Source organism: Pseudomonas sp. URMO17WK12:I7 (assembly GCF_003269045.1).
GTDB lineage: Bacteria > Pseudomonadota > Gammaproteobacteria > Pseudomonadales > Pseudomonadaceae > Aquipseudomonas > Aquipseudomonas putida_J.
In genome coordinates this window covers 193,920-215,472 of record NZ_QLTL01000012.1, presented here as the reverse complement: position 1 = coordinate 215,472, position 21,553 = coordinate 193,920, and the positions used below count along the sequence as shown (strand labels likewise).

The window sequence follows — 21,553 nt, the reverse complement described above, 5'->3', positions numbered from 1 at the left end:
CACAAGGCCACTCCTACGGGCAGACGCGATACTGGCTCACACCAGCCGCTGCCCCGACACCGATGGGTGATACAGCGGCTGTACCTTGTTCCCCGCAGGGTCCAGCAGGTGGAAGCTGCGCGCACCATCACCATGATTGAACGGTTTGTCGAGCAAGGTCACACCACGCGCCTTGAAGTACTGGTACCAGGCCTCCAGCTCTTCCACGCTATCGACGATGAAGCCGTAATGGTCGAGCGTCTGCAACCCATTGGCCGCCCCTGCCCCACGCCCCAGCGACAGGTTGTCGTTACCGCAGGTCAGGTAAACCAAGTCCTCGTTGGCCCGGTTCAGCACCTCCATGCCCATCACATCGACGTAGAAACGCTCGCACTCCTCCAGGTTGGGCACCAGCAGGGCAATATGGCGCAAGCCATTCAGGCGACCGGGACGAGCAGGTAATTCAAACATTGGCGCGACTCCTTTTTGTATACAATTCAAAATGGAATTTAAAACAAAAGGATCGCCCTGTGTATAGCCTGTTCATCAAGACCCGTGTAAAACCTGGTTGCGCCGAAGCCTTCCTGAGCGCCATCAAGGTCAATGCCGCTGCCTCCGTCGCTACCGAACCAGGTTGCCTGGTGTTCGACGTATCCCAGGACAGGCTCCACCCCGACGTGATCTACCTGTACGAGATCTACCGCGACGATGATGCGTACGAAGCGCACACGCAGACCGCACATTTCCGCGACAGCCGCCCGCAGGTCGAGCCGCTGATCATCGAACAGGAATGCTTCGAGAGCGATGTGATCGCCCGCAATCCGGTGTATTGAACGCCCATGAAAAAGCCCCGGCACAGGCCAGGGCTTTTTCAGTGAAGGTGGCCAAGTCCGTTTGGCCGACGGGACATTCCTTATTCGGCTTTCAGGCCATCAGCGGAAACGGCCTTCACGCCTTTGATTTTCTTGGTGATATCAACCGCCATTTTTTTCTGCGATTCGGTAACGGCAGTTTCCGACGACAGGGATACGACACCTTTGTTGGTCTCGACCTTGATGTCGCTGCCTGGAATGCCCTTCTCGGTCATGAGGTCCGATTTCACCTTGGTGGTGATCCAGGTGTCCGAGGTCGCTTCCTTGGCTTTGGTCATTTCACCGGCCGCGATCGTCATGGGGGCCTGGGTGGACTGTTGGGCGAACGCCGCGTTAGCCATGGTCAGGGTCAGAGCGGTAGCAGTAGCGGCAGCAATGGCGAACTTCTTCATGTGGGTCACTCCTGTTTTTCGAAAGGTCTGCGCCGTAAGTCCTGGCGGCAGGTAAGAGTGTAATTGCATGTGCTGTGCCAGCTTTACCGCTTCGCTTGTTTCCCTAAAAATCAATGACTTATGAGAAGCCCCAGACAGTAGCAGTCGTGCATTTTGCAATCAGGCCACATAACCTGCATGCAAGATGCAAGTACGCAAAAGGTTCCCGATGCGCATAAAAAAAGGGCCCCGAAGGGCCCCTTTCCTGTTGCGTGTCAGTCGCTTAGACGCCCGAGGCCTTGGCCGCGGCAACGTCCTTGATCGACAGCTTGATACGGCCGCGGTTGTCCACGTCCAGTACCAGCACTTCAACTTCCTGACCTTCTTTCAGCACATCGGTGACTTTCTCTACGCGAGCGTCGCTCAGCATCGAGATGTGCACCAGGCCGTCCTTGCCAGGCAGGATGTTGACGAAGGCGCCGAAGTCGACAATACGCTCGACCTTGCCGACGTAGATCTTGCCGATCTCGGCCTCGGCAGTGATGCCCAGGATGCGCTGCTTGGCAGCCTCTGCCGCTTCCTTGGTTTCGCCGAAGATCTTGATCGAGCCGTCGTCTTCGATGTCGATCGAAGCCTTGGTCTCTTCGCAGATGGCACGAATGGTGGCGCCGCCTTTGCCGATGACGTCACGGATCTTGTCGGTGTCGATCTTCATCGCGATCATGGTCGGGGCGTTGGCCGACAGCTCGGTACGCGACTCGCCAATGATCTGGTTCATCTGGCCGAGGATATTCAGGCGCGCTTCCAGGGCCTGACCCAGGGCGATTTCCATGATCTCTTCGGTGATACCGTTGATCTTGATGTCCATCTGCAGCGCGGTAACACCTTTGGCGGTACCCGCAACCTTGAAGTCCATGTCGCCCAGGTGGTCTTCGTCGCCCAGGATGTCGGTCAGGACTGCGAACTTGTCGCCTTCCTTGACCAGGCCCATGGCGATGCCGGCAACCGGAGCCTTCATCGGTACACCGGCGTCCATCAGAGCCAGGGAAGCACCGCAAACCGAGGCCATGGAGCTGGAACCGTTGGATTCGGTGATTTCCGAAACCACGCGGATGGTGTACGGGAACACGTCAGCGGCTGGCAGCATGGCCTGAACCGAACGACGGGCCAGACGGCCGTGGCCGATTTCGCGGCGGCCGGCCCCCCCCATGCGACCACACTCGCCTACCGAGAACGGTGGGAAGTTGTAGTGCAGCATGAACGGGTCTTTCTTCTCGCCTTCGAGGGTGTCCAGCAGCTGGGCGTCACGCGCAGTACCCAGGGTCGCAACGACCAGGGCCTGGGTTTCGCCACGGGTGAACAGCGCCGAACCGTGAGTCTTCGGCAGTACGCCGACTTCGATGTTCAGGGGGCGTACGGTCTTGGTGTCGCGGCCGTCGATACGTGGCTTGCCGTTGACGATGTTTTCACGAACGGTGCGGTATTCGATTTCGCCGAAGATGTCTTTGACTTCACCAGCCGAAGGCTGGCCTTCTTCACCGGAGAACTTGGCAACGGCCTGATCGCGCAGCTCGCCCAGGCGTGCGTAGCGGTCAGCCTTGACGGTGATGGTGTAGCCCTGCGAAACGGCTTCGCCGAACTCGGCGCGGATAGCGTTGAACAGTTCGGTGTTGGCAACGGCTGGTTTCCAGTCCCAGGTCGGCTTGGCAGCTTCTGCGGCCAGTTCTTTGACAGCCTGGATAACAGCCTGGAATTCGTCGTGGGCGAACAGTACAGCGCCCAGCATCTGGTCTTCGGTCAGCTCCTGAGCTTCCGATTCAACCATCAGCACCGCATCGGAAGTACCGGCAACGACCATGTCCAGGCTCGAGGCAGCCAGTTGCTCGTAGGTCGGGTTCAGCAGGTAGCCGGTGCTTTCGTGGAAGGCAACGCGGGCAGCGCCGATCGGGCCTTCGAACGGAATGCCGGAGATAGCCAGGGCAGCCGAGGTACCGATCATCGCAGCGATGTCCGGATCGGTCTTCTTGCTGGTGGAAACCACGGTGCAGACAACCTGCACTTCGTTCATGAAACCTTCAGGGAACAGCGGACGGATCGGACGGTCGATCAGGCGCGAGGTCAGCGTCTCTTTCTCGGAAGGACGGCCTTCACGCTTGAAGAAGCCACCCGGGATCTTACCGGCGGCGTAGGTCTTTTCCTGATAGTGGACCGACAGCGGGAAGAAACCCTTGCCTGGGTCGGCCTGCTTGGCGCCAACCACGGTCACCAGCACGGTGACGTCGTTGTCGACGGTAACCAGCACGGCGCCGGTTGCCTGGCGGGCGATACGGCCCGTTTCGAGAGTAACGGTCGATTGACCGAACTGGAATTTCTTGATTACCGGGTTCACGGTTTCCTACCTTTTTCAGTGGCTCTGGGGGGAACTGGTTTCTTGCGAATTCTTGGGCAGAACGGGGAATCGGCCCCATTGACCGTCCAGATACAACACGAGGTTGGGAGCCTGGCTGCTGCGCGGTAAACCGCTCAGCAAAACCAGGCTGCCAACCTCGGAGATACGCGTGGCGTGTCCGACGACGATGCTGCAAAGCAGCATAGCCGAAGCCTGCGACACGCCATGCACACCACTGACCAGGCCGCTATTAGCGACGCAGGCCCAGGCGACCGATCAGGGCGCTGTAACGAGTGGTGTCTTTGCCCTTCAGGTAGTCCAGCAGCTTACGACGCTGGTTGACCATACGGATCAGACCACGACGGGAGTGGTGGTCTTTATCGTTGGCCTTGAAGTGGCCTTGCAGCTTGTTGATGTTGGCGGTCAGCAGAGCAACCTGCACTTCCGGGCTACCGGTATCGCCGGCGGCTTGCTGGTAATCGGCAACGATCTGAGCTTTTTCTTCAACGCTGAGGGCCATGAGGCTTCTCCAAATTAAACGGATCCCGCAAGCGGGCTCCAATAGGCCAGGGGCAAAACCCTGTATTAATAAAATGAGTTGTGACCGTGCCTACTGACAGCCACCCTCGGTCCACCGGTTTCAGCCTAAGCCTGCGCCTGTGGTTTCGGTCATTCCGACCGAATCAGTCGACGCGGCGCAATGCGCCCGTCTTCGCTCACTTCACCGATACCGATGAAGCGGCCATTGTGATCCTGTACGCGGACCATGCCGAACTGCGGTGCATCCGGCGCACGCACTGCCTGGCCATGCAGCCAGTAGAAAGCGCTGTGCTCGGACAGGCACACCAGTGGCCAGTCCTGCAGCCCACTGTCGGACGGCATCAGGAAGCGATCGAGCGCTTCGTTGCCACCTTCGGCATGGGCCTGCTCGAGTTCCTCGAGGGTTACCGTCTGGGCCAGGGCGAACGGCCCGGCCTGGGTCCGGCGCAGCTCGGCGACATAAGCGCCGCAGCCCAGAGCCTCGCCGATATCCTCCACCAGGGTACGGATATAGGTGCCTTTGCTGCAGCCTACCGACAACCGTGCACGGGTGCCTTCGCACTCGAGCAACTCCAAGCGGCCAATAGTAACAGAACGCGCCTCGCGCTCCACTACCTCTCCTGCACGCGCCAGTTTGTAAAGCGGCTGGCCGTCGCGCTTGAGCGCCGAGTACATCGGCGGTACTTGGAGGATTTCACCGCGAAAACGCGGAATCACCGCTTCGATATCGGCGCGACCAACGGTCACCTCACGGGTCTGCAGGACTTCGCCTTCAGCGTCCGCGGTGCTGGTAGTCTGCCCCATCTGCATGACCGTTTCGTAGCCCTTGTCAGAATCGAGCAAATACTGCGAAAACTTGGTCGCCTCACCGAAGCACAGCGGCAGCACGCCGGTGGCCAGCGGGTCGAGGCTGCCGGTGTGGCCGGCCTTCTCGGCATTGAGCAACCAGCGGACTTTCTGCAACGCGGCGTTGGAGGTGAAACCCAGCGGCTTGTCGAGCAGGATGATGCCGCTGACGTTGCGGCGGATACGTTTGACCTGGGCCACCGCTTACTCCTTGGCGTCCGGCTCGTCGGCATCCTTGTGCAGGCGGTCTTCGGCCACTGCACGCTCGATCAGCGCCGACAGGTGGACACCTCGGCTGACACTTTCATCGAAGTGGAAGTGCAGCTGCGGCACGCTGCGCAGCTGCATCGAGCGGCCCAGGTGCAGGCGCAGGAAGCTTGCGGCGCTGTTCAGAGCCTTGAGCGACTGCTGCACGGCGTCTGGCGCTTCTTCGCCCATGACGGTGATGAAGACCTTGGCATGACCCAGGTCGCGGCTGACATCCACTGCGGTGATGGTCACCAGACCGACGCGTGGGTCTTTGACTTCACGGCGGATCAGCTCGGCCAGCTCGCGCTGCATCTGATCACCGATACGTTGGGTACGGCTGTATTCTTTGGCCATTCTTGCTACCTGTAACTTAAAGCGGCAAACGCCCGGTGAGGCTGAAGCCTGACCGGGCGCTACCTACTGAGGCGCTGCCCACCGCCCTGCGGCGGGGGCTGGCGCCCTGCTCACCCTTAAAGGGTACGAGCAACCTGGACTTTCTCGAAGACTTCGATCTTGTCGCCGACCTTGACGTCGTTGTAGCTCTTGACGCCAATACCGCACTCCATGCCCGAACGAACTTCGGAAGCGTCGTCCTTGAAGCGACGCAGCGATTCCAGCTCGCCTTCGAAGATCACAACGTCGTCGCGCAGTACGCGGATCGGACGGTTGCGGTACACGGTACCCTCGATGACCATACAGCCAGCGATGGCGCCGAACTTCGGCGAACGGAACACGTCACGTACTTCTGCAACGCCCAGGATGTTCTCGCGAACATCGCTGCCGAGCATGCCGGTCAGGGCCTTCTTGACGTCTTCGATGATGTCGTAGATCACGTTGTAGTAACGCATATCCAGACCTTCCTGCTCGACGATCTTGCGCGCGCCGGCATCGGCACGCACGTTGAAGCCGAACAGTACTGCATTCGAAGCCAGCGCCAGGTTGGCGTCGCTTTCGGTGATACCACCTACGCCGCCACCGATCACGCGGACCTGAACTTCGTCGTTGCCCAGGCCGCCGAGCGAGCCCTGCAGTGCTTCCAGGGAACCACGCACGTCGGTCTTGAGGACGATGTTGAGGGTCTTCTTCTCTTCCTGACCCATGGTCTCGAAGATGTTTTCCAGCTTGCCGGCGTGAGCACGGGCCAGCTTGACCTCGCGGTACTTGCCCTGACGGAACAGGGCAACTTCGCGGGCCTTCTTCTCGTCGGCAACCACGGACAGCTCGTCACCGGCTTCCGGGGTACCGTCCAGGCCAAGAATCTCGACCGGGATCGACGGGCCGGCTTCCTTCACAGGCTTGCCGTTCTCGTCGAGCATGGCACGCACGCGGCCATAATTGGAGCCGCACAGGACCATGTCGCCCTGACGCAGGGTACCGTCCTGAACCAGGATGGTTGCCACCGGGCCACGGCCCTTGTCCAGGCGCGATTCAACCACAACGCCACGACCTGGAGCGGTCGGGGTGGCGGTCAGCTCGAGGATCTCGGCCTGCAGCAGGACAGCTTCGAGCAGTTCGTCGACACCGGTACCCATCTTCGCCGAAACCTTGACGAACGGAGTGTCACCACCCCAGTCCTCGGAGGTCACGCCTTCGACGGCCAGTTCGTTGCGGATGCGATCGAGGTCGGCGCCCGGCTTGTCGATCTTGTTCACTGCAACCACCAGCGGAACGCCAGCTGCCTTGGCATGCTGAACGGCTTCGCGGGTCTGCGGCATCACGCCGTCGTCCGCCGCCACCACCAGGATGACGATGTCGGTCGCCTTGGCACCACGAGCACGCATCTGAGTGAACGCTGCGTGGCCCGGGGTATCGAGGAAGGTGACCATGCCGCGGTCGGTTTCCACGTGGTAGGCGCCGATGTGCTGGGTAATACCACCGGCTTCGCCTGCAGCAACCTTGGCACGACGGATGTAGTCGAGCAGCGAGGTCTTGCCATGGTCAACGTGACCCATGACGGTAACCACCGGCGCGCGCGACTCGGTCTGGCCTTCGAACTTCAGCGATTCGGCCAGGGAGTCTTCCAGGGCGGTGTCGCTGACCAGGGTGACCTTGTGGCCCAGCTCTTCTGCGATCAGCTGAGCGGTTTCCTGGTCGAGTACCTGGTTAATGGTAACCGGGGTGCCCATCTTGAACATGAACTTGACCACTTCGGCGCCCTTGACGGACATCTGGTTGGCCAGTTCCGAGACAGTGATGGTCTCGCCGATGGTCACGTCACGAATGACTGGGCCGGTCGGGTTCTGGAAGCCGTGCTGGTTACGCTTCTTCAGCTTGCTCTTGCCACCGCGACCACGACGAGCGCCATCGCTCTCTTCGTCGGTGGTGCGCGGTGCGGCACGAGGAGTCGGAGCCTTTTCCTTCTCCTTGACCTTGACCTTGATCGACACGCGCGGCGCTTCGCCACGACGCTCGCCACCACGACGGTCTTCGTCACGGGTGCGGCCTTCGTTGCGACGGGCTTCGTCCTTCTTGCGCTCGGCAGCACGAGCTGCGGCATCCTCGGACGCTGGAACGTCGGCGACTACCGGAGCTGGAGCAGCGGCAGGCGCTGGCTCGGCCTTGGCGACAGGCGCCGGGGCTGGAGCTGGCGCATCGGCTGCCTGACGGCGAGCCTGCTCTTCATTGCGCTGACGAACTTCGGCCTCGACCTTGTCGCGAGCGGCATTTTCAGCCGCGCGGCGCTCATCCTGCTCACGCTTCTGCTCAGCCTGGATTTCTTCAGGGCTGCGCTGCACGAAAACTTTCTTCTTGCGTACTTCTACGCTGATGCTCTTGCTACCGGCGACACGCAGGGTGCTGGTGGTCTTGCGCTGCAAGGTAATCTTGCGCGGCTCTTCCACCTTGCTCTTGTGGCTGCTCTTCAAATGGGTCAGCAGAGTCTGCTTCTCATTGTCGGTCACTACCTGACCGGCGTCGGTGTGCGGCAGACCTGCCTCACGCATCTGCTGCAGCAGGCGCTCTACCGGTGCCTCGACCTCTTGGGCCAGTTCTTTCACCGTGACTTGCGTCATGCACTTCTCTCCTCAGGCCGCGCCTAATTACTCGAACCAGTGGGCTCGGGCGGCCATGATCAACTTGCCGGCACGCTCTTCGTCGATGCCGTCGATGTCGAGCAGGTCGTCAATCGACTGCTCGGCCAGGTCTTCGCGGTTAACCACGCCGCGCACCGCCAGTTCCGCTGCCAGGTCCTTGTCCATACCCTCGAGAGAGAGCAGGTCGTCGGACGGATGGGCGTCTGCCAGTTTTTCTTCGGTAGCGATGGCCTTGGTCAACAAACGGTCCTTGGCACGAGCGCGCAGCTCATTGACGATATCTTCGTCAAAGCCATCGATGTTGAGCATTTCTTCCAACGGTACGTAGGCAATTTCTTCGAGGCTGGTAAAGCCTTCGTCGACCAGCACTTGGGCCAGCTCCTCGTCGACTTCCAGTTCATCGATGAAATTGCGCAGGATGTCGCCGGTTTCAGCCTGTTGCTTGGCCTGGATGTCCTTCTCGGTCATCACGTTCAGGGTCCAGCCAGTCAGCTGACTGGCAAGGCGAACGTTCTGACCACCACGGCCAATAGCTTGTGCCAGGTTGTCTTCGGCAACGGCAATGTCCATTGCATGGGCATCTTCATCGACGATGATCGCCGCGACTTCGGCCGGCGACATGGCGTTGATGACGAACTGCGCCGGGTTCTCGTCCCAGAGGACGATATCCACACGCTCACCACCCAGCTCGCCGGATACGGCCTGGACGCGCGAACCGCGCATGCCGATGCAGGCGCCTTGCGGGTCGATGCGCTTGTCCTTGGAGCGGACGGCGATCTTGGCACGCGAACCCGGATCACGGGAGGCAGCCATGACTTCAATGAGCCCTTCAGCGATTTCCGGCACTTCGATGCGGAACAGCTCGATCAGCATCTGCGGCGCGGTGCGCGACAGGATCAGCTGAGGGCCGCGGTTCTCGGTGCGGATTTCCTTGAGCAGCGCACGCAGGCGCACGCCAACCCGGAAGGTCTCACGTGGAATGATGTCTTCGCGGGCCAGCAAGGCCTCAGCGTTGTTACCCAGGTCGACGATAACGTTGTCACGGGTAACTTTCTTGACGGTGCCGGAGATGATCTCATTGACCCGCTCGCGGTAAGCGTCGACCACCTGGGCGCGCTCGGCCTCACGGACCTTCTGCACAATGACCTGTTTGGCGGTCTGCGCGGCGATACGGCCGAACTCGATGGACTCGATCTTTTCTTCGATCACGTCACCGACTTTCGCTTCCGGGTGGGTGTCCTTGATCTTGTCCAGCCAGGTTTCAATCGCCGGGTCATCCAGGTCGTTTTCATCGACCACGGTCCAGCGACGGAAAGTCTCATAGCTACCGGTGTGGCGATTGATTTCCACACGCAGGTCGACTTCGTCCTCAAAACGTTTTTTGGTTGCAGTAGCCAGGGCCACTTCCAGCGCTTCGAAAATGACGCCGGGCGGTACACCTTTTTCGTTGGATACCGATTCAACAACCAGCAGTACTTCTTTGCTCATCGTACGCCTCGCCTTGCGCAAGCCATTGGGCCCGGATAGTCCGCCGGGCCCGGCACGTCTCAGTCAAAACTGGGAATAATATTGGCCTTGTCGATCGAGTCGATCGGCAGCAGGAACTCTTGATTGTCAACCTGGACAACCACATCCTGATCCTCCACACCGCGGAGAAGGCCCTGGAAGTTACGACGACCCTCGAAGGGTGAACGCAGCTTGATCTTCACTTGTTCGCCGGCATGCGAGGCAAACTGTTCCAGAGTGAACAGTGGGCGATCCATGCCTGGAGAGGAGACCTCAAGGGTATATTCGCTGCTGATCGGATCTTCCACGTCGAGGATCGCGCTGGCCTGACGGCTGACCGCTTCGCAGTCGTCCACCAGGATGCCGTCTTCCTTGTCGATATAGATGCGCAGTACCGAATGCTTACCCTGGGATACGTACTCGATCCCCCAGCACTGATAGCCCAGACCCTCGACCACCGGGGCCAACAAGGCCTGCAACTGTTCTAGCTTGCTCGACACCTGAACCCCCTCGTGCATGCTGTGCAAATAAAAAATGGGCGAAGCGCCCATCCCTGAAAGCGCCGTAGGACAACGACGCCGTAAATTGTTCGGCTAGCAAAAAGCCCCTGAAAAGGGGCTCCGCTGAAGCTGGTTGCGGGGGCTGGATTTGAACCAACGACCTTCGGGTTATGAGCCCGACGAGCTACCAAGCTGCTCCACCCCGCGACAAAGCTGGGGCGAAAGTATAAGACTTAACCTGCTTAGGGGTCAAACCCAAACCTTCACCTGCAAGAAAGCCCGCTAAAGCGGGCTCTCAAGCTTCAATTGGTACCGAGAAGGGGACTCGAACCCCTACACCCTATGGGCACAACCACCTCAAGGTTGCGTGTCTACCAATTCCACCACCTCGGCAATACTACTACTTGAAACCCGTTACTTCTGCTCTTCGGTCGGAGGAGGTACATCACCTTTGCTGGTGGTTTCGCTCTTCTGCTCCTGGAGCACCGGTACATCATCATTAACTGCCGGTTTTTGCGGCTCTTTCACTTCTAGCACCGCTGGATCTGGAAGACCTGCTTGGCTAAGCTGGTGAGCTTGTTGCTTCGCGAAGTATCCTAACCCAAGTGCTGTCAAAAAGAAAGTGGCAGCGAGTATAGCAGTTAATTTACTCAGGAAGGTAGCAGAACCTTGACTCCCGAACACAGTGTTTGAGGCACCTGCGCCGAAAGATGCACCTGCTTCCGCACCCTTACCCTGTTGCAACAGAACCAGCACTACAAGCGACAGCGCTGCCAACAGATGAAAAACAACGATAACTGTTTCCAGCATTTGTTCAGTTTCCTGCGGCGCGACAAATTGCACCGAATTCGTCTGCGTTCAGGGACGCTCCACCAATGAGCCCCCCATCGATATCCGGCATGCCGAACAGTTCGGCCGCATTGGCCGCCTTCACGCTGCCGCCGTAGAGAAGCTGCACGTTTGCGGCAACTTCGGCGTCTTCGGCCGCCAACTGAGCGCGGATGGCAGCATGCACATCCTGAGCTTGTTGAGGCGAAGCCGTCAAACCTGTGCCAATGGCCCAAACCGGCTCATAAGCAATAACTGCATTGGCAAAAGCTTTAACACCGAACGCGTCGATGATACTGCTTAGTTGACCCCCGACAACTTCGAGTGTCTTGCCTGCCTCACGCTCTTCGAGGGTCTCCCCTACGCACAGCACCGGCATTAAACCACTAAGTTGAGCGGCTGCAAACTTATCTTTCAGCACTTCCTCACTTTCGCCGATGATCTGACGACGCTCGGAGTGGCCAATCAAGACCAACTTGCAACCTGCTTCAACCAACTGACTTGGTGCAACTTCACCGGTCAGCGCGCCCTGCTCGGGCTTTACCGCAGAATTCTGTGCTCCAACAGTGATCCCTTTACCCTGCAGACCATCAACCACCTGATTGATGAACAGCGCAGACGGGAACACCGCGACTTCAACACCATTTGGCACGGACATATTGCCCAGGCCCAGGATCAGCTCAGCGACGCTGGCGCGGGTACCGTGCATCTTCCAGTTACCAGCTACCATAGGGCGACGCATGCTTTACCTCGTCGGTCAAAGTGGGCGCAGATCTTACCCAACCCGATCTGCGCTGGCAAGCCTATTTCAGGCACAAACTTCTGCGACCAGTTTGGCCAGAGCTTCAGCGTGGCTGCGCACCTGGCTTTCGTCGTCACCTTCGACCATCACCCGCACCAAAGGCTCGGTGCCAGACTTGCGCAACAGCACACGCCCACGCCCGGCCATGGCCTCGGTCACCTTGGCGCTGGCCTCTTTGACTGCCGGATGCTCAAGGGGGTCGACCTTGCTTGCGCCAAACCGCACGTTGATCAACACCTGAGGGCACTTGCGCAAGGCCTGACGCGCCTGCGCCAGGGTCTCGCCACGGCGCTTGAGCGCCATCAGCACCTGCAGCGCGGCAATGATCGCATCACCGGTGGTGGTGTGGTTGCAGCACACCACATGCCCGGAGTTTTCACCACCGAGCAACCAGTCACGCTCAAGCAGTTCGGCCATCACGTAGCGATCGCCTACCTTGGCCCGCACGAAGGGGATATCCAGGTCCTTGAGCGCGAGCTCCAGGCCCAGGTTGCTCATCAGTGTCCCAACCACCCCACCCTGCAACTTGCCACGCTCGTGCAGGTCTCGGGCAATGATGAACAGCAACTCGTCGCCATCGACGATGGCCCCGGTGTGATCGACCATCAATACCCGGTCACCATCGCCGTCGAAGGCGATACCCAGGTCGGCATGCCCCACCAGCACGGCAGCCTGCAATGATTCGATGTGAGTCGAGCCGCAGGCCTCGTTGATGTTCAGGCCGTCCGGCTGCGCGTGCAGCACGGTAACATCGGCGCCGAGCTCGCGAAACACGCTCGGGGCAACCTTGTAGGTAGCACCGTGGGCGCAATCGACCACCAGCTTGAGTCCGTCGAAGCTGGTGCTGCTCGGCACGCTGCTCTTGCAGAACTCGATATAGCGGCCGGCTGCGTCGTTGATACGGGAAACCTTGCCCAACTTGCCCGACTCGACAACGGTCATTGGCTGATCAAGCAACTCCTCGATCATCAGCTCGACTTCGTCAGGCAACTTGGTGCCTTGCCCGGAAAAGAACTTGATGCCGTTGTCATCGTGCGGGTTGTGCGAGGCACTGATGACGATGCCCGCTTCGGCATGGAAGGTGCGGGTCAGGTATGCGATGGCCGGTGTCGGCATCGGCCCGAGCAGCATCACGTCAGCGCCAGCTGCAGACAAACCGGCCTCGAGCGCAGACTCGAACATGTAACCGGAAATACGCGTGTCCTTGCCCACCAGCACGCGGCAATTACCTTGCTTGCGAAAAGCCATGCCAGCAGCCCAGCCCAGCTTCAACATGAAATCCGGAGTGATCGGGTATTCACCGACGCGGCCACGGATACCGTCGGTACCAAAATATTTTCTGCTCATAGGGACTCCAGCGTTCTTATTCGGCGTTCTGTACCGCAGCAATCATGCGCACCACATCGACGGTTTCGGCCACATCATGGACGCGCAGGATGCTGGCCCCCTTGGTCATGGCCAGAGCCGCCAGCGCGAGGCTGCCGTACAATCGCTCACCGACCGGACGATCCAGCGTCAGGCCGATCATGCTCTTGCGCGAAACGCCCACCAGCAGCGGGCGCCCAAGGCGGTAGAGCGCTTCCATGTGCTTGAACAGGCTGAGGTTATGCGCCAGTGTCTTGGCGAAACCGAAGCCTGGATCAAGAATGATTCGTTCGGCGGGGATGCCCGCCGCTGCGCAAGCGGCCATCCGCTGTTCAAGATAGCGCGATACGTCGGCAGTCACATCTTCGTATTGCGGATCGTCCTGCATGTTCCCGGGCTCGCCTCGCATGTGCATCAGGCAAACTGGCAAGCCAGTGTCCGCCGCCGCATCCAAGGCACCATCGCGCTCCAGGGCACGCACGTCGTTGATCAGGCCAGCACCCAGCCGCGCCGACTCGCGAATGACCGCAGGCGTTGAGGTATCGACCGAAATGACCACATCGAAGCGACTGTTGATAGCCTCAACCATCGGCGCCACCCGCTCGATCTCTTCGGTGACCGAAACGGCACGCGCACCAGGGCGAGTCGACTCGCCACCGATGTCGATCAGCGTGGCGCCTGCCGCGATCATCGCCTCGGCATGCCGCAACGCCTCGTCGCGCTGGCTGAAGCGCCCGCCATCGGAGAAAGAGTCGGGAGTGATGTTGAGAATACCCATTACATGAGTACGAGAAAGATCAAGAACCCGGTTGCCGCAAGGCAACCGGGTCGGGTACTGCACTGAGCTCATAGAGGCCCTTAGTGTTGAGCTGCTGGGCCGCCGATCGGCGATTCAGGGCGATCATTCTGGGCAGTCGGGGTGCCCGAATCCTTGTCATCGTCCCAGTCACGGGGTTCGCGCGGAGTACGGCCCGCCATGATGTCGTCAATCTGATCGGCATCAATGGTCTCGTACTTCATCAAGGCTTCGGTCATTGCTTCAAGCTTGTCGCGGTTATCGATCAACAGTTGCTTGGCCGTGGCGTAGCACTGGTCGATGATGCTGCGCACCTCGGAGTCGATCAGCTTTGCAGTCTCGCCGGAAACACTTGAGTGCTGGCTGCCAGCACTACGGCCGAGGAAGACCTCGCCCTCCTCTTCCGCATACATCAGCGGGCCGAGCTTTTCGGACAAGCCCCACTTGGTGACCATGTTGCGAGCGATCTGGCTGGCCCGCATGATGTCGTTGGAAGCACCGGTGGTGACACCATCGAAGCCCAGCGTCATCTCCTCGGCGATCCGGCCGCCGTACAGCGAGCAGATCTGGCTGATCAGCGCGCGCTTGGACAAGCTGTATCGGTCCTCTTCCGGGAGGAACATGGTCACACCCAGGGCTCGACCACGCGGGATGATCGAAACCTTGTAGACCGGATCGTGCTCAGGCACCAGGCGACCGACAATCGCGTGCCCAGCTTCGTGATAGGCGGTGTTCTTCTTTTCCTTCTCGGACATGACCATGGTCTTGCGCTCGGCGCCCATCATGATCTTGTCCTTGGCCAGTTCGAACTCTTTCATTTCGACCAGGCGCTTGTTGGAGCGAGCGGCAAACAGCGAAGCCTCGTTGACCAGGTTGGCCAGATCGGCGCCGGAGAAGCCTGGGGTACCACGGGCAATGACTGCCGGGTTGACGTTCTCACCAACGGGCACTTTGCGCATGTGCACTTTAAGGATCTGTTCACGACCACGGATGTCCGGCAGACCGACCACGACCTGACGGTCGAAGCGACCAGGACGCAGCAACGCAGGGTCGAGCACGTCCGGGCGGTTGGTGGCGGCAATGACGATGATGCCATCGTTCATTTCGAAGCCGTCCATCTCCACCAGCAACTGGTTGAGGGTCTGCTCACGCTCGTCGTGACCACCACCCATGCCCGCGCCACGGTGGCGACCCACAGCATCGATCTCGTCGATGAAGATGATGCACGGCGCGTGCTTCTTGGCCTGTTCGAACATGTCACGGACACGGCTGGCACCGACACCGACGAACATCTCGACGAAGTCGGAACCGGAAATGGTGAAGAACGGTACCTTGGCCTCACCGGCAATGGCCTTGGCCAGCAGGGTTTTACCGGTACCCGGCGGGCCAACCATCAGCACGCCGCGCGGGATGCGCCCCCCCAGGCGCTGGAACTTGCCCGGGTCACGCAGGAACTCGACCAGTTCGCCAACCTCTTCCTTGGCCTCGTCGCAACCGGCGACGTCAGCCAGGGTAGTCTTGACCTGGTCTTCGGACAGCAGGCGCGCCTTGCTCTTGCCGAAACTCATCGGCCCGCCCTTGCCACCGGCACCACCTTGCATCTGGCGCATGAAGAACATGAACACGGCGATGATCACCAGGATCGGGAAACTTGCCACCAGCAGTTGAGTCCAGATGCTCTGCTGCTCAGGCTGCTTGCCTTCGACGACCACGTGGTTGTCGACCAGGTCGCCGATCAGGCCATTGTCGGTGATAGCCGGGCGCACGGTCTTGAAGTTGTCACCGTCCGCGCGCTTGCCGGTAATGATGTAGCCATCGACGGTCACTCGCTCGACCTTGCCATCCTTGACCTGCTGGATGAAGTCGGAATAGTTGAGGGTCTGCGGCTCGTTAGGGCTGGAGAAGTTGTTCATCACTGTCACCAGGACAGCCGCGATGATCAACCACAGGATCAGATTCTTTGCCATGTCGTTCAATTCGCTACCCTCTGAGGCCGGCGCACGACGCAGCCGTGCCTCGCATGATATTCATCGCCCTAACTTACTACATTACCTACGCATCCGCAGGCACCGTCTGTAACCCTTTGTGAAACCTAGACTACACGAAGTTCGGACGATCCAGACGGGGCAGCCGATTGGAAATAACTATCAGCCACCCCGCAACACGCCTCACGCCCCTTTGAAACCCTTGCCCAGCAAGTACTGCTCGCGGGAACGGTCCCGCGAAGAGGACGGCTTGCGCATCTGTACCTTGTCGAACTTGCTGCGCACATCCTTGAGGTACATATCGAAACCTTCGCCCTGGAAAATCTTGATCAGGAAGTCCCCGCCTGGCTTAAGCACGCGGGTCGCCAGGTCCAGGGCCAGCTCGCAGAGGAACATGGCTCGCGGCATGTCCACCGCAGGCGTACCACTCATATTGGGGGCCATGTCGGAAATCACAAGGTCTACGTGCGAATCACCGACCGCCTGAAGAATTTGCTGCAGCACTTCATCCTGGGTGAAATCGCCCTGAATGAAGGTGACATCAGGGATCGAGTCCATCTCCAGAATATCGGACGCGATCAGGCGGCCCTGCCCGCCAATCAGACGACTGGTCACCTGCGACCAGCCTCCGGGGGCCGCGCCAAGGTCGATCACGCTCATGCCGGGGCGGATCAGGCGGTCTTTTTCCTGGATCTCCAGAAGCTTGTAGCTCGCACGCGAGCGGTAGCCATCCTTCTGTGCCTGCTTAACAAAAGGGTCGTTGAAATGCTCTCGCAGCCAGTTTGCGCTGCTTTTGGAACGTTGTACCACGGGGCACCTCGATGATATGCGTCGTGATTGACTGGGCGGAGCCGGTGGCCCTCGGGTAAAATGCCCGTCAATTTTACAGAATCAGACGGAAAGGGTCAGATTATGCCGCTCAATAACGAGCAGAAGAAGCAATACAAGTCCATTGGTCATGACCTGAAGCCGGTCCTCATCGTTGCCGGCAACGGTTTGAACGAAGGCGTGATCGCCGAATTGGAGCGTGCGCTGGTCGACCACGAGCTGATCAAAGTCGAAATTCGCTCGGAAGATCGCGAAGAGCGTGCAGCTGTCATTGCCGAGCTGTGCAAGGCAGGCCGTGCGGAGCTGGTGCAGACCATCGGCAAGAAAGCCCTGATCTACCGCAAGAACCCACAGCCAAACAAGCAGCTGTCCAACATCCACCGTTACAAGTAACGGGTGTGAGAGCGGCCTTGCGTCGCGAAAGGGCTGCAAAGCAGCCCCAGCGGTATTTGCGATAAAGCTGACATCCCAGGGTCGCTTCGCGACCCTTTCGCGACACAAGGCCGCTCCCACAAGGCTGCGTACCGGCTAGCGGCGCGCCCTGACCGGGACCGGTTGGGCCACCAGCACGATGCCGGAGAAGCCCAGCACCAGGAAACAGAACATCTGCCAGCGCTCGCCGACCGAGATGCCGTAGCGCAAGGTGTAATACCCCACGCAGGCCGCAAAGCCCAACAACAGCATCTGCCCGCGAAACTGCCGCCACCAGGCCGCCAGGCCGTCCACCCTCGCCAGCACCGCCAGCTGGGTCAACAAGCCAAGCAACGCCACACCGATCAACCAGCGGTCGATCTGCCCGGCGACGTCCTGCACCAGCAAGGGTGCCAGGCCACTGACTTTCAGCGCCGGCACCAGCCCCACATGGAACACCCACAGGCCACCGACCCAGAAAACCTGGGCCAGTTGCCAGAGGATCCCCTCGAGGGATGGCGCCCGCAGGCGCCGATCAGATGTGTTTGACTTCGACAATCTCGTACTCGACCGTACCGCTTGGCGTCTTGACCACCACGGTGTCACCTTCTTCCTTGCCAATGATGGCACGGGCGATCGGTGCGCTGCTCGAAAGCTTGCCTTGTTTCACGTCAGCTTCATCTTCGCCAACGATCTGGTAGGTCACCTCGTCATCGGTCTCGGTGTTGGCCAGCACCACGGTGGTGCCGAAAATCACCTTGCCGGTGTGGGCGATGGTGGTGACGTCGATCACCACCGAGTTCTGCAGACGGCCTTCGATATCGCGGATACGCGCCTCGACCATACCCTGCTCCTCACGGGCGGCATGGTATTCGGCGTTTTCCTTGAGGTCGCCCAGCTCACGCGCTTCGCCAATGGCTTGGCTCAGGCGGGGGCGCTCGGTCTTGCTCAGGAAGGTCAGCTCCTCTTCCAGGGCGCGAGCGCCCTGGACGGTCATCGGGTACTTGGTCATGCTCATGCTTTGAGTCCTGCATGCAGATCCTGCAGGCGACGAACAGTCTTCTCGGGACCGAATTTCAGCGCCTCGCAGATGGCTTCACCAGCCGCAATGGTAGTGGTGCAGTAAATCTTGTGCTGCAGCGCATTGCGACGAATCGAGTAGGAATCGGCGATCGACTGGCGGCCTTCGGTGGTGTTGATGATCAGCGACACTTCGTCGTTCTTGATCATGTCGACCACGTGCGGACGACCTTCGGTCACCTTGTTCACACGGCGCACTTTCAGGCCAGCCGCTTCGATGACCTTGGCAGTACCCGCCGTGGCAACCACTTCGAAGCCCAGGGCGATCAGGTCGCGCGCCACGCCAGCCACTTGTGGCTTGTCGTCATCACGCACGCTGATGAATGCGGTTCCGCCGGTCGGCAGCACTTCGCTGGCCCCCATCTGGGCCTTGGCGAAGGCTTCACCGAAGCTGTCACCGACACCCATGACTTCACCGGTCGATTTCATCTCAGGGCCGAGGATCGGGTCAACCCCTGGGAACTTGGCGAACGGGAAGACGGCTTCCTTGACGCTGTAGAAGTTCGGGATGATTTCCTGAGTGAAGCCCAGCTCTTTCAGGGTTTTGCCAGCCATGACGCGGGCAGCGATCATTGCCAGGGAGGTGCCGATGCACTTGGAAACGAACGGCACGGTACGCGAGGCACGCGGGTTGACCTCGATCACGTAGATCTTGTCGCCCTGCAGGGCCAGCTGCACGTTCATCAGGCCGACTACGCCCAGTTCCAGGGCCATTTTCTTGACCTGTACGCGGACTTCGTCCTGCACTTCCTTGCTCAGCGAGTAAGGCGGCAGCGAGCACGCCGAGTCACCGGAGTGAACGCCGGCCTGCTCGATGTGCTGCATGATCGCGCCGATCACCACGTCGGTGCCGTCGCAGACCGCGTCCACGTCCATCTCGATGGCGCAGTTGAGGAAGTGGTCGAGCAGTACCGGGCTGTCGTTGGAAACCTGTACAGCTTCACGCAGATAGCGCTTGAGCTCGTCCAGTTCGTAGACGATTTCCATGGCACGGCCACCCAGTACGTAGGATGGGCGTACGACCAGCGGGTAACCGATGCTGCCAGCAGCGCGGATGGCTTCATCTTCGCTGCGCACGGTGGCGTTTGGCGGCTGCAGCAGGTTCAGGCGTTGAACCATCTGCTGGAAGCGCTCACGGTCTTCGGCGCGGTCGATAGCGTCCGGGCTGGTACCGATGATCGGTACGCCGGCTTCTTCCAGGGCACGAGCCAGTTTCAGCGGAGTCTGGCCGCCGTAGTGAACGATGACACCCTTCGGCTTCTCGACGCGGCAGACTTCCAGCACGTCTTCCAGGGTCAGCGGCTCGAAGTACAGGCGGTCGGAAGTGTCGTAGTCGGTGGAGACGGTTTCCGGGTTGCAGTTGACCATGATGGTCTCGTAACCGTCTTCACGCAGCGCCAGTGCGGCGTGTACGCAGCAGTAGTCGAACTCGATACCTTGGCCGATACGGTTCGGGCCGCCACCCAGGATCATGATCTTGTCGCGGGTCGACGGGTTGGCCTCGCACTCTTCCTCATAGGTCGAGTACAGGTAGGCGGTGTCGGTGGCGAACTCGGCGGCGCAGGTGTCGACGCGCTTGTAAACCGGGAACACTTCCAGCTTGTGGCGGTGACGACGCAGGTTCTTGTCGGTGATGCCGAGCAGCTTGGCCAGACGCTGGTCCGAGAAGCCCTTGCGCTTGAGGCGCAGCATGTAGTCCTTGTCGATCGACGACAGGGCCAGGGTCTTGACCTTTTCTTCTTCCTTGATCAGGTCTTCCATTTGCACCAGGAACCACAGGTCGATGCCGGTCAGCTGGAAGATCTCTTCGATGGTCATGCCCGAACGCATGGCGTCGGCGACGTACCAGATACGCTCGGCACCCGGCACGGTCAGTTCGCGCTTGAGGATGCCAGCGGCTTCCGGGCTGGCCAGGTCGACTTTCGGGTCAAGACCGCAGGCACCGACTTCCAGGCCGCGCAGGGCTTTCTGCAGGGATTCCTGGAAGGTACGGCCGATGGCCATGACCTCACCCACGGATTTCATCTGAGTGGTCAGGCGAGCGTCGGCTTTCGGGAATTTCTCGAAGGCAAAGCGTGGCAGCTTGGTGACGACGTAGTCGATCGACGGCTCGAAGGACGCCGGGGTGCGGCCACCGGTGATGTCGTTCTGCAGTTCGTCGAGGGTGTAACCAATGGCCAGCTTGGCGGCGATCTTGGCGATCGGGAAGCCGGTGGCCTTGGAAGCCAGGGCGGACGAACGCGAAACGCGCGGGTTCATCTCGATCACGACCATGCGGCCGGTGTTCGGGCAGATACCGAACTGCACGTTGGAACCGCCGGTTTCGACACCGATTTCACGCAGCACCGCCAGCGAGGCGTTGCGCATGATCTGGTATTCCTTGTCGGTCAGAGTCTGTGCTGGCGCGACGGTGATCGAGTCACCGGTGTGCACGCCCATCGGGTCGAAGTTCTCGATGGAGCAGACGATGATGCAGTTGTCCTTCTTGTCACGGACCACCTCCATCTCGTATTCCTTCCAGCCGATCAGCGATTCATCGATCAACAGCTCCTTGGTTGGCGACAGGTCCAGACCACGGGTGCAGATTTCTTCGAATTCTTCACGGTTGTAGGCGATACCGCCGCCAGTGCCACCCATGGTGAACGACGGACGGATGATGCACGGGAACCCGAGCTTCTCGAGGACCGCGTTGGCCTCTTCCATGCTGTGGGCGATGCCGGAACGCGGACATTCCAGGCCGATGTCCTTCATGGCCTTGTCGAAGCGCGAACGGTCTTCGGCCTTGTCGATGGTGTCGGCGTTGGCACCGATCATCTCGACGCCGAACTTTTCCAGAACGCCGTGGCGCTCCAGATCCAGGGCGCAGTTCAGTGCAGTCTGGCCGCCCATGGTCGGCAGCACCGCATCCGGGCGCTCTTTTTCGATGATCTTGGCCACCGACTGCCATTTGATCGGCTCGATGTAGGTGGCGTCGGCCATGGCCGGGTCGGTCATGATGGTGGCCGGGTTGGAGTTCACCAGGATGACGCGGAAACCTTCTTCGCGCAGGGCTTTGCAGGCCTGGGCGCCGGAATAGTCGAATTCGCAGGCCTGGCCGATCACGATCGGGCCAGCGCCGAGAATCAGGATGCTTTTGATGTCTGTACGTTTTGGCATGGTTGTCACTCAAATCCG

At 60.0% G+C, this 21,553-nt stretch carries 20 protein-coding genes and 2 tRNA genes; 2 read left to right on the top strand and 20 right to left on the bottom strand.

Going from position 1 to position 21,553, the window contains the following annotated elements; translation table 11 throughout:
• Window positions 1-36 precede the first annotated feature (36 nt).
• Window positions 37-450, bottom strand: coding sequence for a VOC family protein (locus tag H040_RS18325; protein ID WP_027917679.1), 414 nt, complete (start codon window positions 448-450; stop codon window positions 37-39).
• Window positions 451-509: 59 nt separating this feature from the next.
• Between H040_RS18325 and H040_RS18320 the strand changes: the two genes are divergently transcribed.
• Window positions 510-812 (top strand): putative quinol monooxygenase, encoded by a 303-nt coding sequence (locus H040_RS18320; RefSeq protein ID WP_027917680.1) that lies wholly within the window; start codon window positions 510-512, stop codon window positions 810-812.
• Between the two features lie 80 nt (window positions 813-892).
• Here H040_RS18320 and H040_RS18315 read toward each other — a convergent pair whose 3' ends face one another.
• The 16 genes from H040_RS18315 to rlmE form a co-directional block, all read right to left on the bottom strand.
• Complete coding sequence (locus H040_RS18315) at window positions 893-1,243, bottom strand: BON domain-containing protein (RefSeq protein ID WP_027917681.1); 351 nt, start codon at window positions 1,241-1,243, stop codon at window positions 893-895.
• 262 nt (window positions 1,244-1,505) lie between these two features.
• Window positions 1,506-3,611, bottom strand: a complete 2,106-nt coding sequence (gene pnp, locus H040_RS18310; RefSeq protein ID WP_027917682.1) for a polyribonucleotide nucleotidyltransferase — start codon at window positions 3,609-3,611, stop codon at window positions 1,506-1,508.
• A gap of 250 nt (window positions 3,612-3,861) precedes the next feature.
• Window positions 3,862-4,131 carry a 30S ribosomal protein S15 gene (gene rpsO / locus H040_RS18300; protein ID WP_016391796.1) on the bottom strand — a complete coding sequence of 90 codons (270 nt, stop codon included), beginning with the start codon at window positions 4,129-4,131 and terminating at the stop codon, window positions 3,862-3,864.
• A gap of 149 nt (window positions 4,132-4,280) precedes the next feature.
• Window positions 4,281-5,198, bottom strand: coding sequence for a tRNA pseudouridine(55) synthase TruB (gene truB / locus H040_RS18295; RefSeq protein WP_027917683.1), 918 nt, complete (start codon window positions 5,196-5,198; stop codon window positions 4,281-4,283).
• Between the two features lie 3 nt (window positions 5,199-5,201).
• A complete protein-coding gene (gene rbfA, locus H040_RS18290; protein ID WP_033696035.1) occupies window positions 5,202-5,600 on the bottom strand; it encodes a 30S ribosome-binding factor RbfA in 399 nt (132 codons plus the stop codon).
• A gap of 116 nt (window positions 5,601-5,716) precedes the next feature.
• Window positions 5,717-8,257: a translation initiation factor IF-2 gene (infB, locus tag H040_RS18285; protein ID WP_027917684.1), complete on the bottom strand. Its 2,541-nt coding sequence runs from the start codon at window positions 8,255-8,257 to the stop codon at window positions 5,717-5,719.
• Window positions 8,258-8,284: 27 nt separating this feature from the next.
• Window positions 8,285-9,766, bottom strand: coding sequence for a transcription termination factor NusA (nusA, locus tag H040_RS18280; protein WP_027917685.1), 1,482 nt, complete (start codon window positions 9,764-9,766; stop codon window positions 8,285-8,287).
• 59 nt (window positions 9,767-9,825) lie between these two features.
• Entirely contained in the window at window positions 9,826-10,284 is a 459-nt protein-coding gene (gene rimP, locus H040_RS18275) for a ribosome maturation factor RimP (RefSeq protein ID WP_033696040.1), read from the bottom strand.
• A gap of 130 nt (window positions 10,285-10,414) precedes the next feature.
• Window positions 10,415-10,491: transfer RNA gene (locus H040_RS18270), tRNA-Met, on the bottom strand.
• Window positions 10,492-10,591: 100 nt separating this feature from the next.
• A tRNA-Leu gene (locus H040_RS18265) sits at window positions 10,592-10,677 on the bottom strand.
• A gap of 21 nt (window positions 10,678-10,698) precedes the next feature.
• Window positions 10,699-11,094 carry a preprotein translocase subunit SecG gene (secG, locus tag H040_RS18260; protein ID WP_027917687.1) on the bottom strand — a complete coding sequence of 132 codons (396 nt, stop codon included), beginning with the start codon at window positions 11,092-11,094 and terminating at the stop codon, window positions 10,699-10,701.
• A 4-nt stretch (window positions 11,095-11,098) separates the two neighbouring features.
• Window positions 11,099-11,854 carry a triose-phosphate isomerase gene (gene tpiA / locus H040_RS18255; protein ID WP_027917688.1) on the bottom strand — a complete coding sequence of 252 codons (756 nt, stop codon included), beginning with the start codon at window positions 11,852-11,854 and terminating at the stop codon, window positions 11,099-11,101.
• A gap of 66 nt (window positions 11,855-11,920) precedes the next feature.
• Window positions 11,921-13,261: a phosphoglucosamine mutase gene (gene glmM / locus H040_RS18250; RefSeq protein ID WP_027917689.1), complete on the bottom strand. Its 1,341-nt coding sequence runs from the start codon at window positions 13,259-13,261 to the stop codon at window positions 11,921-11,923.
• A gap of 16 nt (window positions 13,262-13,277) precedes the next feature.
• Window positions 13,278-14,129 (bottom strand): dihydropteroate synthase, encoded by an 852-nt coding sequence (gene folP / locus H040_RS18245; RefSeq protein WP_027917690.1) that lies wholly within the window; start codon window positions 14,127-14,129, stop codon window positions 13,278-13,280.
• 8 nt (window positions 14,130-14,137) lie between these two features.
• A complete protein-coding gene (gene ftsH / locus H040_RS18240; protein ID WP_027917691.1) occupies window positions 14,138-16,042 on the bottom strand; it encodes an ATP-dependent zinc metalloprotease FtsH in 1,905 nt (634 codons plus the stop codon).
• Window positions 16,043-16,243: 201 nt separating this feature from the next.
• Window positions 16,244-16,870 (bottom strand): 23S rRNA (uridine(2552)-2'-O)-methyltransferase RlmE, encoded by a 627-nt coding sequence (gene rlmE, locus H040_RS18235; RefSeq protein ID WP_011532133.1) that lies wholly within the window; start codon window positions 16,868-16,870, stop codon window positions 16,244-16,246.
• Window positions 16,871-16,972: 102 nt separating this feature from the next.
• Between rlmE and yhbY the strand changes: the two genes are divergently transcribed.
• Window positions 16,973-17,281 carry a ribosome assembly RNA-binding protein YhbY gene (gene yhbY, locus H040_RS18230; RefSeq protein ID WP_027917692.1) on the top strand — a complete coding sequence of 103 codons (309 nt, stop codon included), beginning with the start codon at window positions 16,973-16,975 and terminating at the stop codon, window positions 17,279-17,281.
• A gap of 135 nt (window positions 17,282-17,416) precedes the next feature.
• On the opposite strand, the gene H040_RS18225 is transcribed toward yhbY, so the two are convergent.
• The 3 genes from H040_RS18225 to carB are packed head-to-tail and all read right to left on the bottom strand — an operon-like array spanning window position 17,417 to window position 21,535.
• Entirely contained in the window at window positions 17,417-17,857 is a 441-nt protein-coding gene (locus tag H040_RS18225) for an MFS transporter (RefSeq protein WP_081784256.1), read from the bottom strand.
• A complete protein-coding gene (gene greA, locus H040_RS18220; RefSeq protein WP_177326679.1) occupies window positions 17,835-18,317 on the bottom strand; it encodes a transcription elongation factor GreA in 483 nt (160 codons plus the stop codon). Before greA ends, H040_RS18225 begins: the two co-directional genes overlap by 23 nt.
• A complete protein-coding gene (gene carB, locus H040_RS18215) occupies window positions 18,314-21,535 on the bottom strand; it encodes a carbamoyl-phosphate synthase large subunit (protein ID WP_027917695.1) in 3,222 nt (1,073 codons plus the stop codon). The genes greA and carB overlap by 4 nt, the downstream gene beginning before the upstream one ends.
• Between the last annotated feature and the right edge of the window lie 18 nt (window positions 21,536-21,553).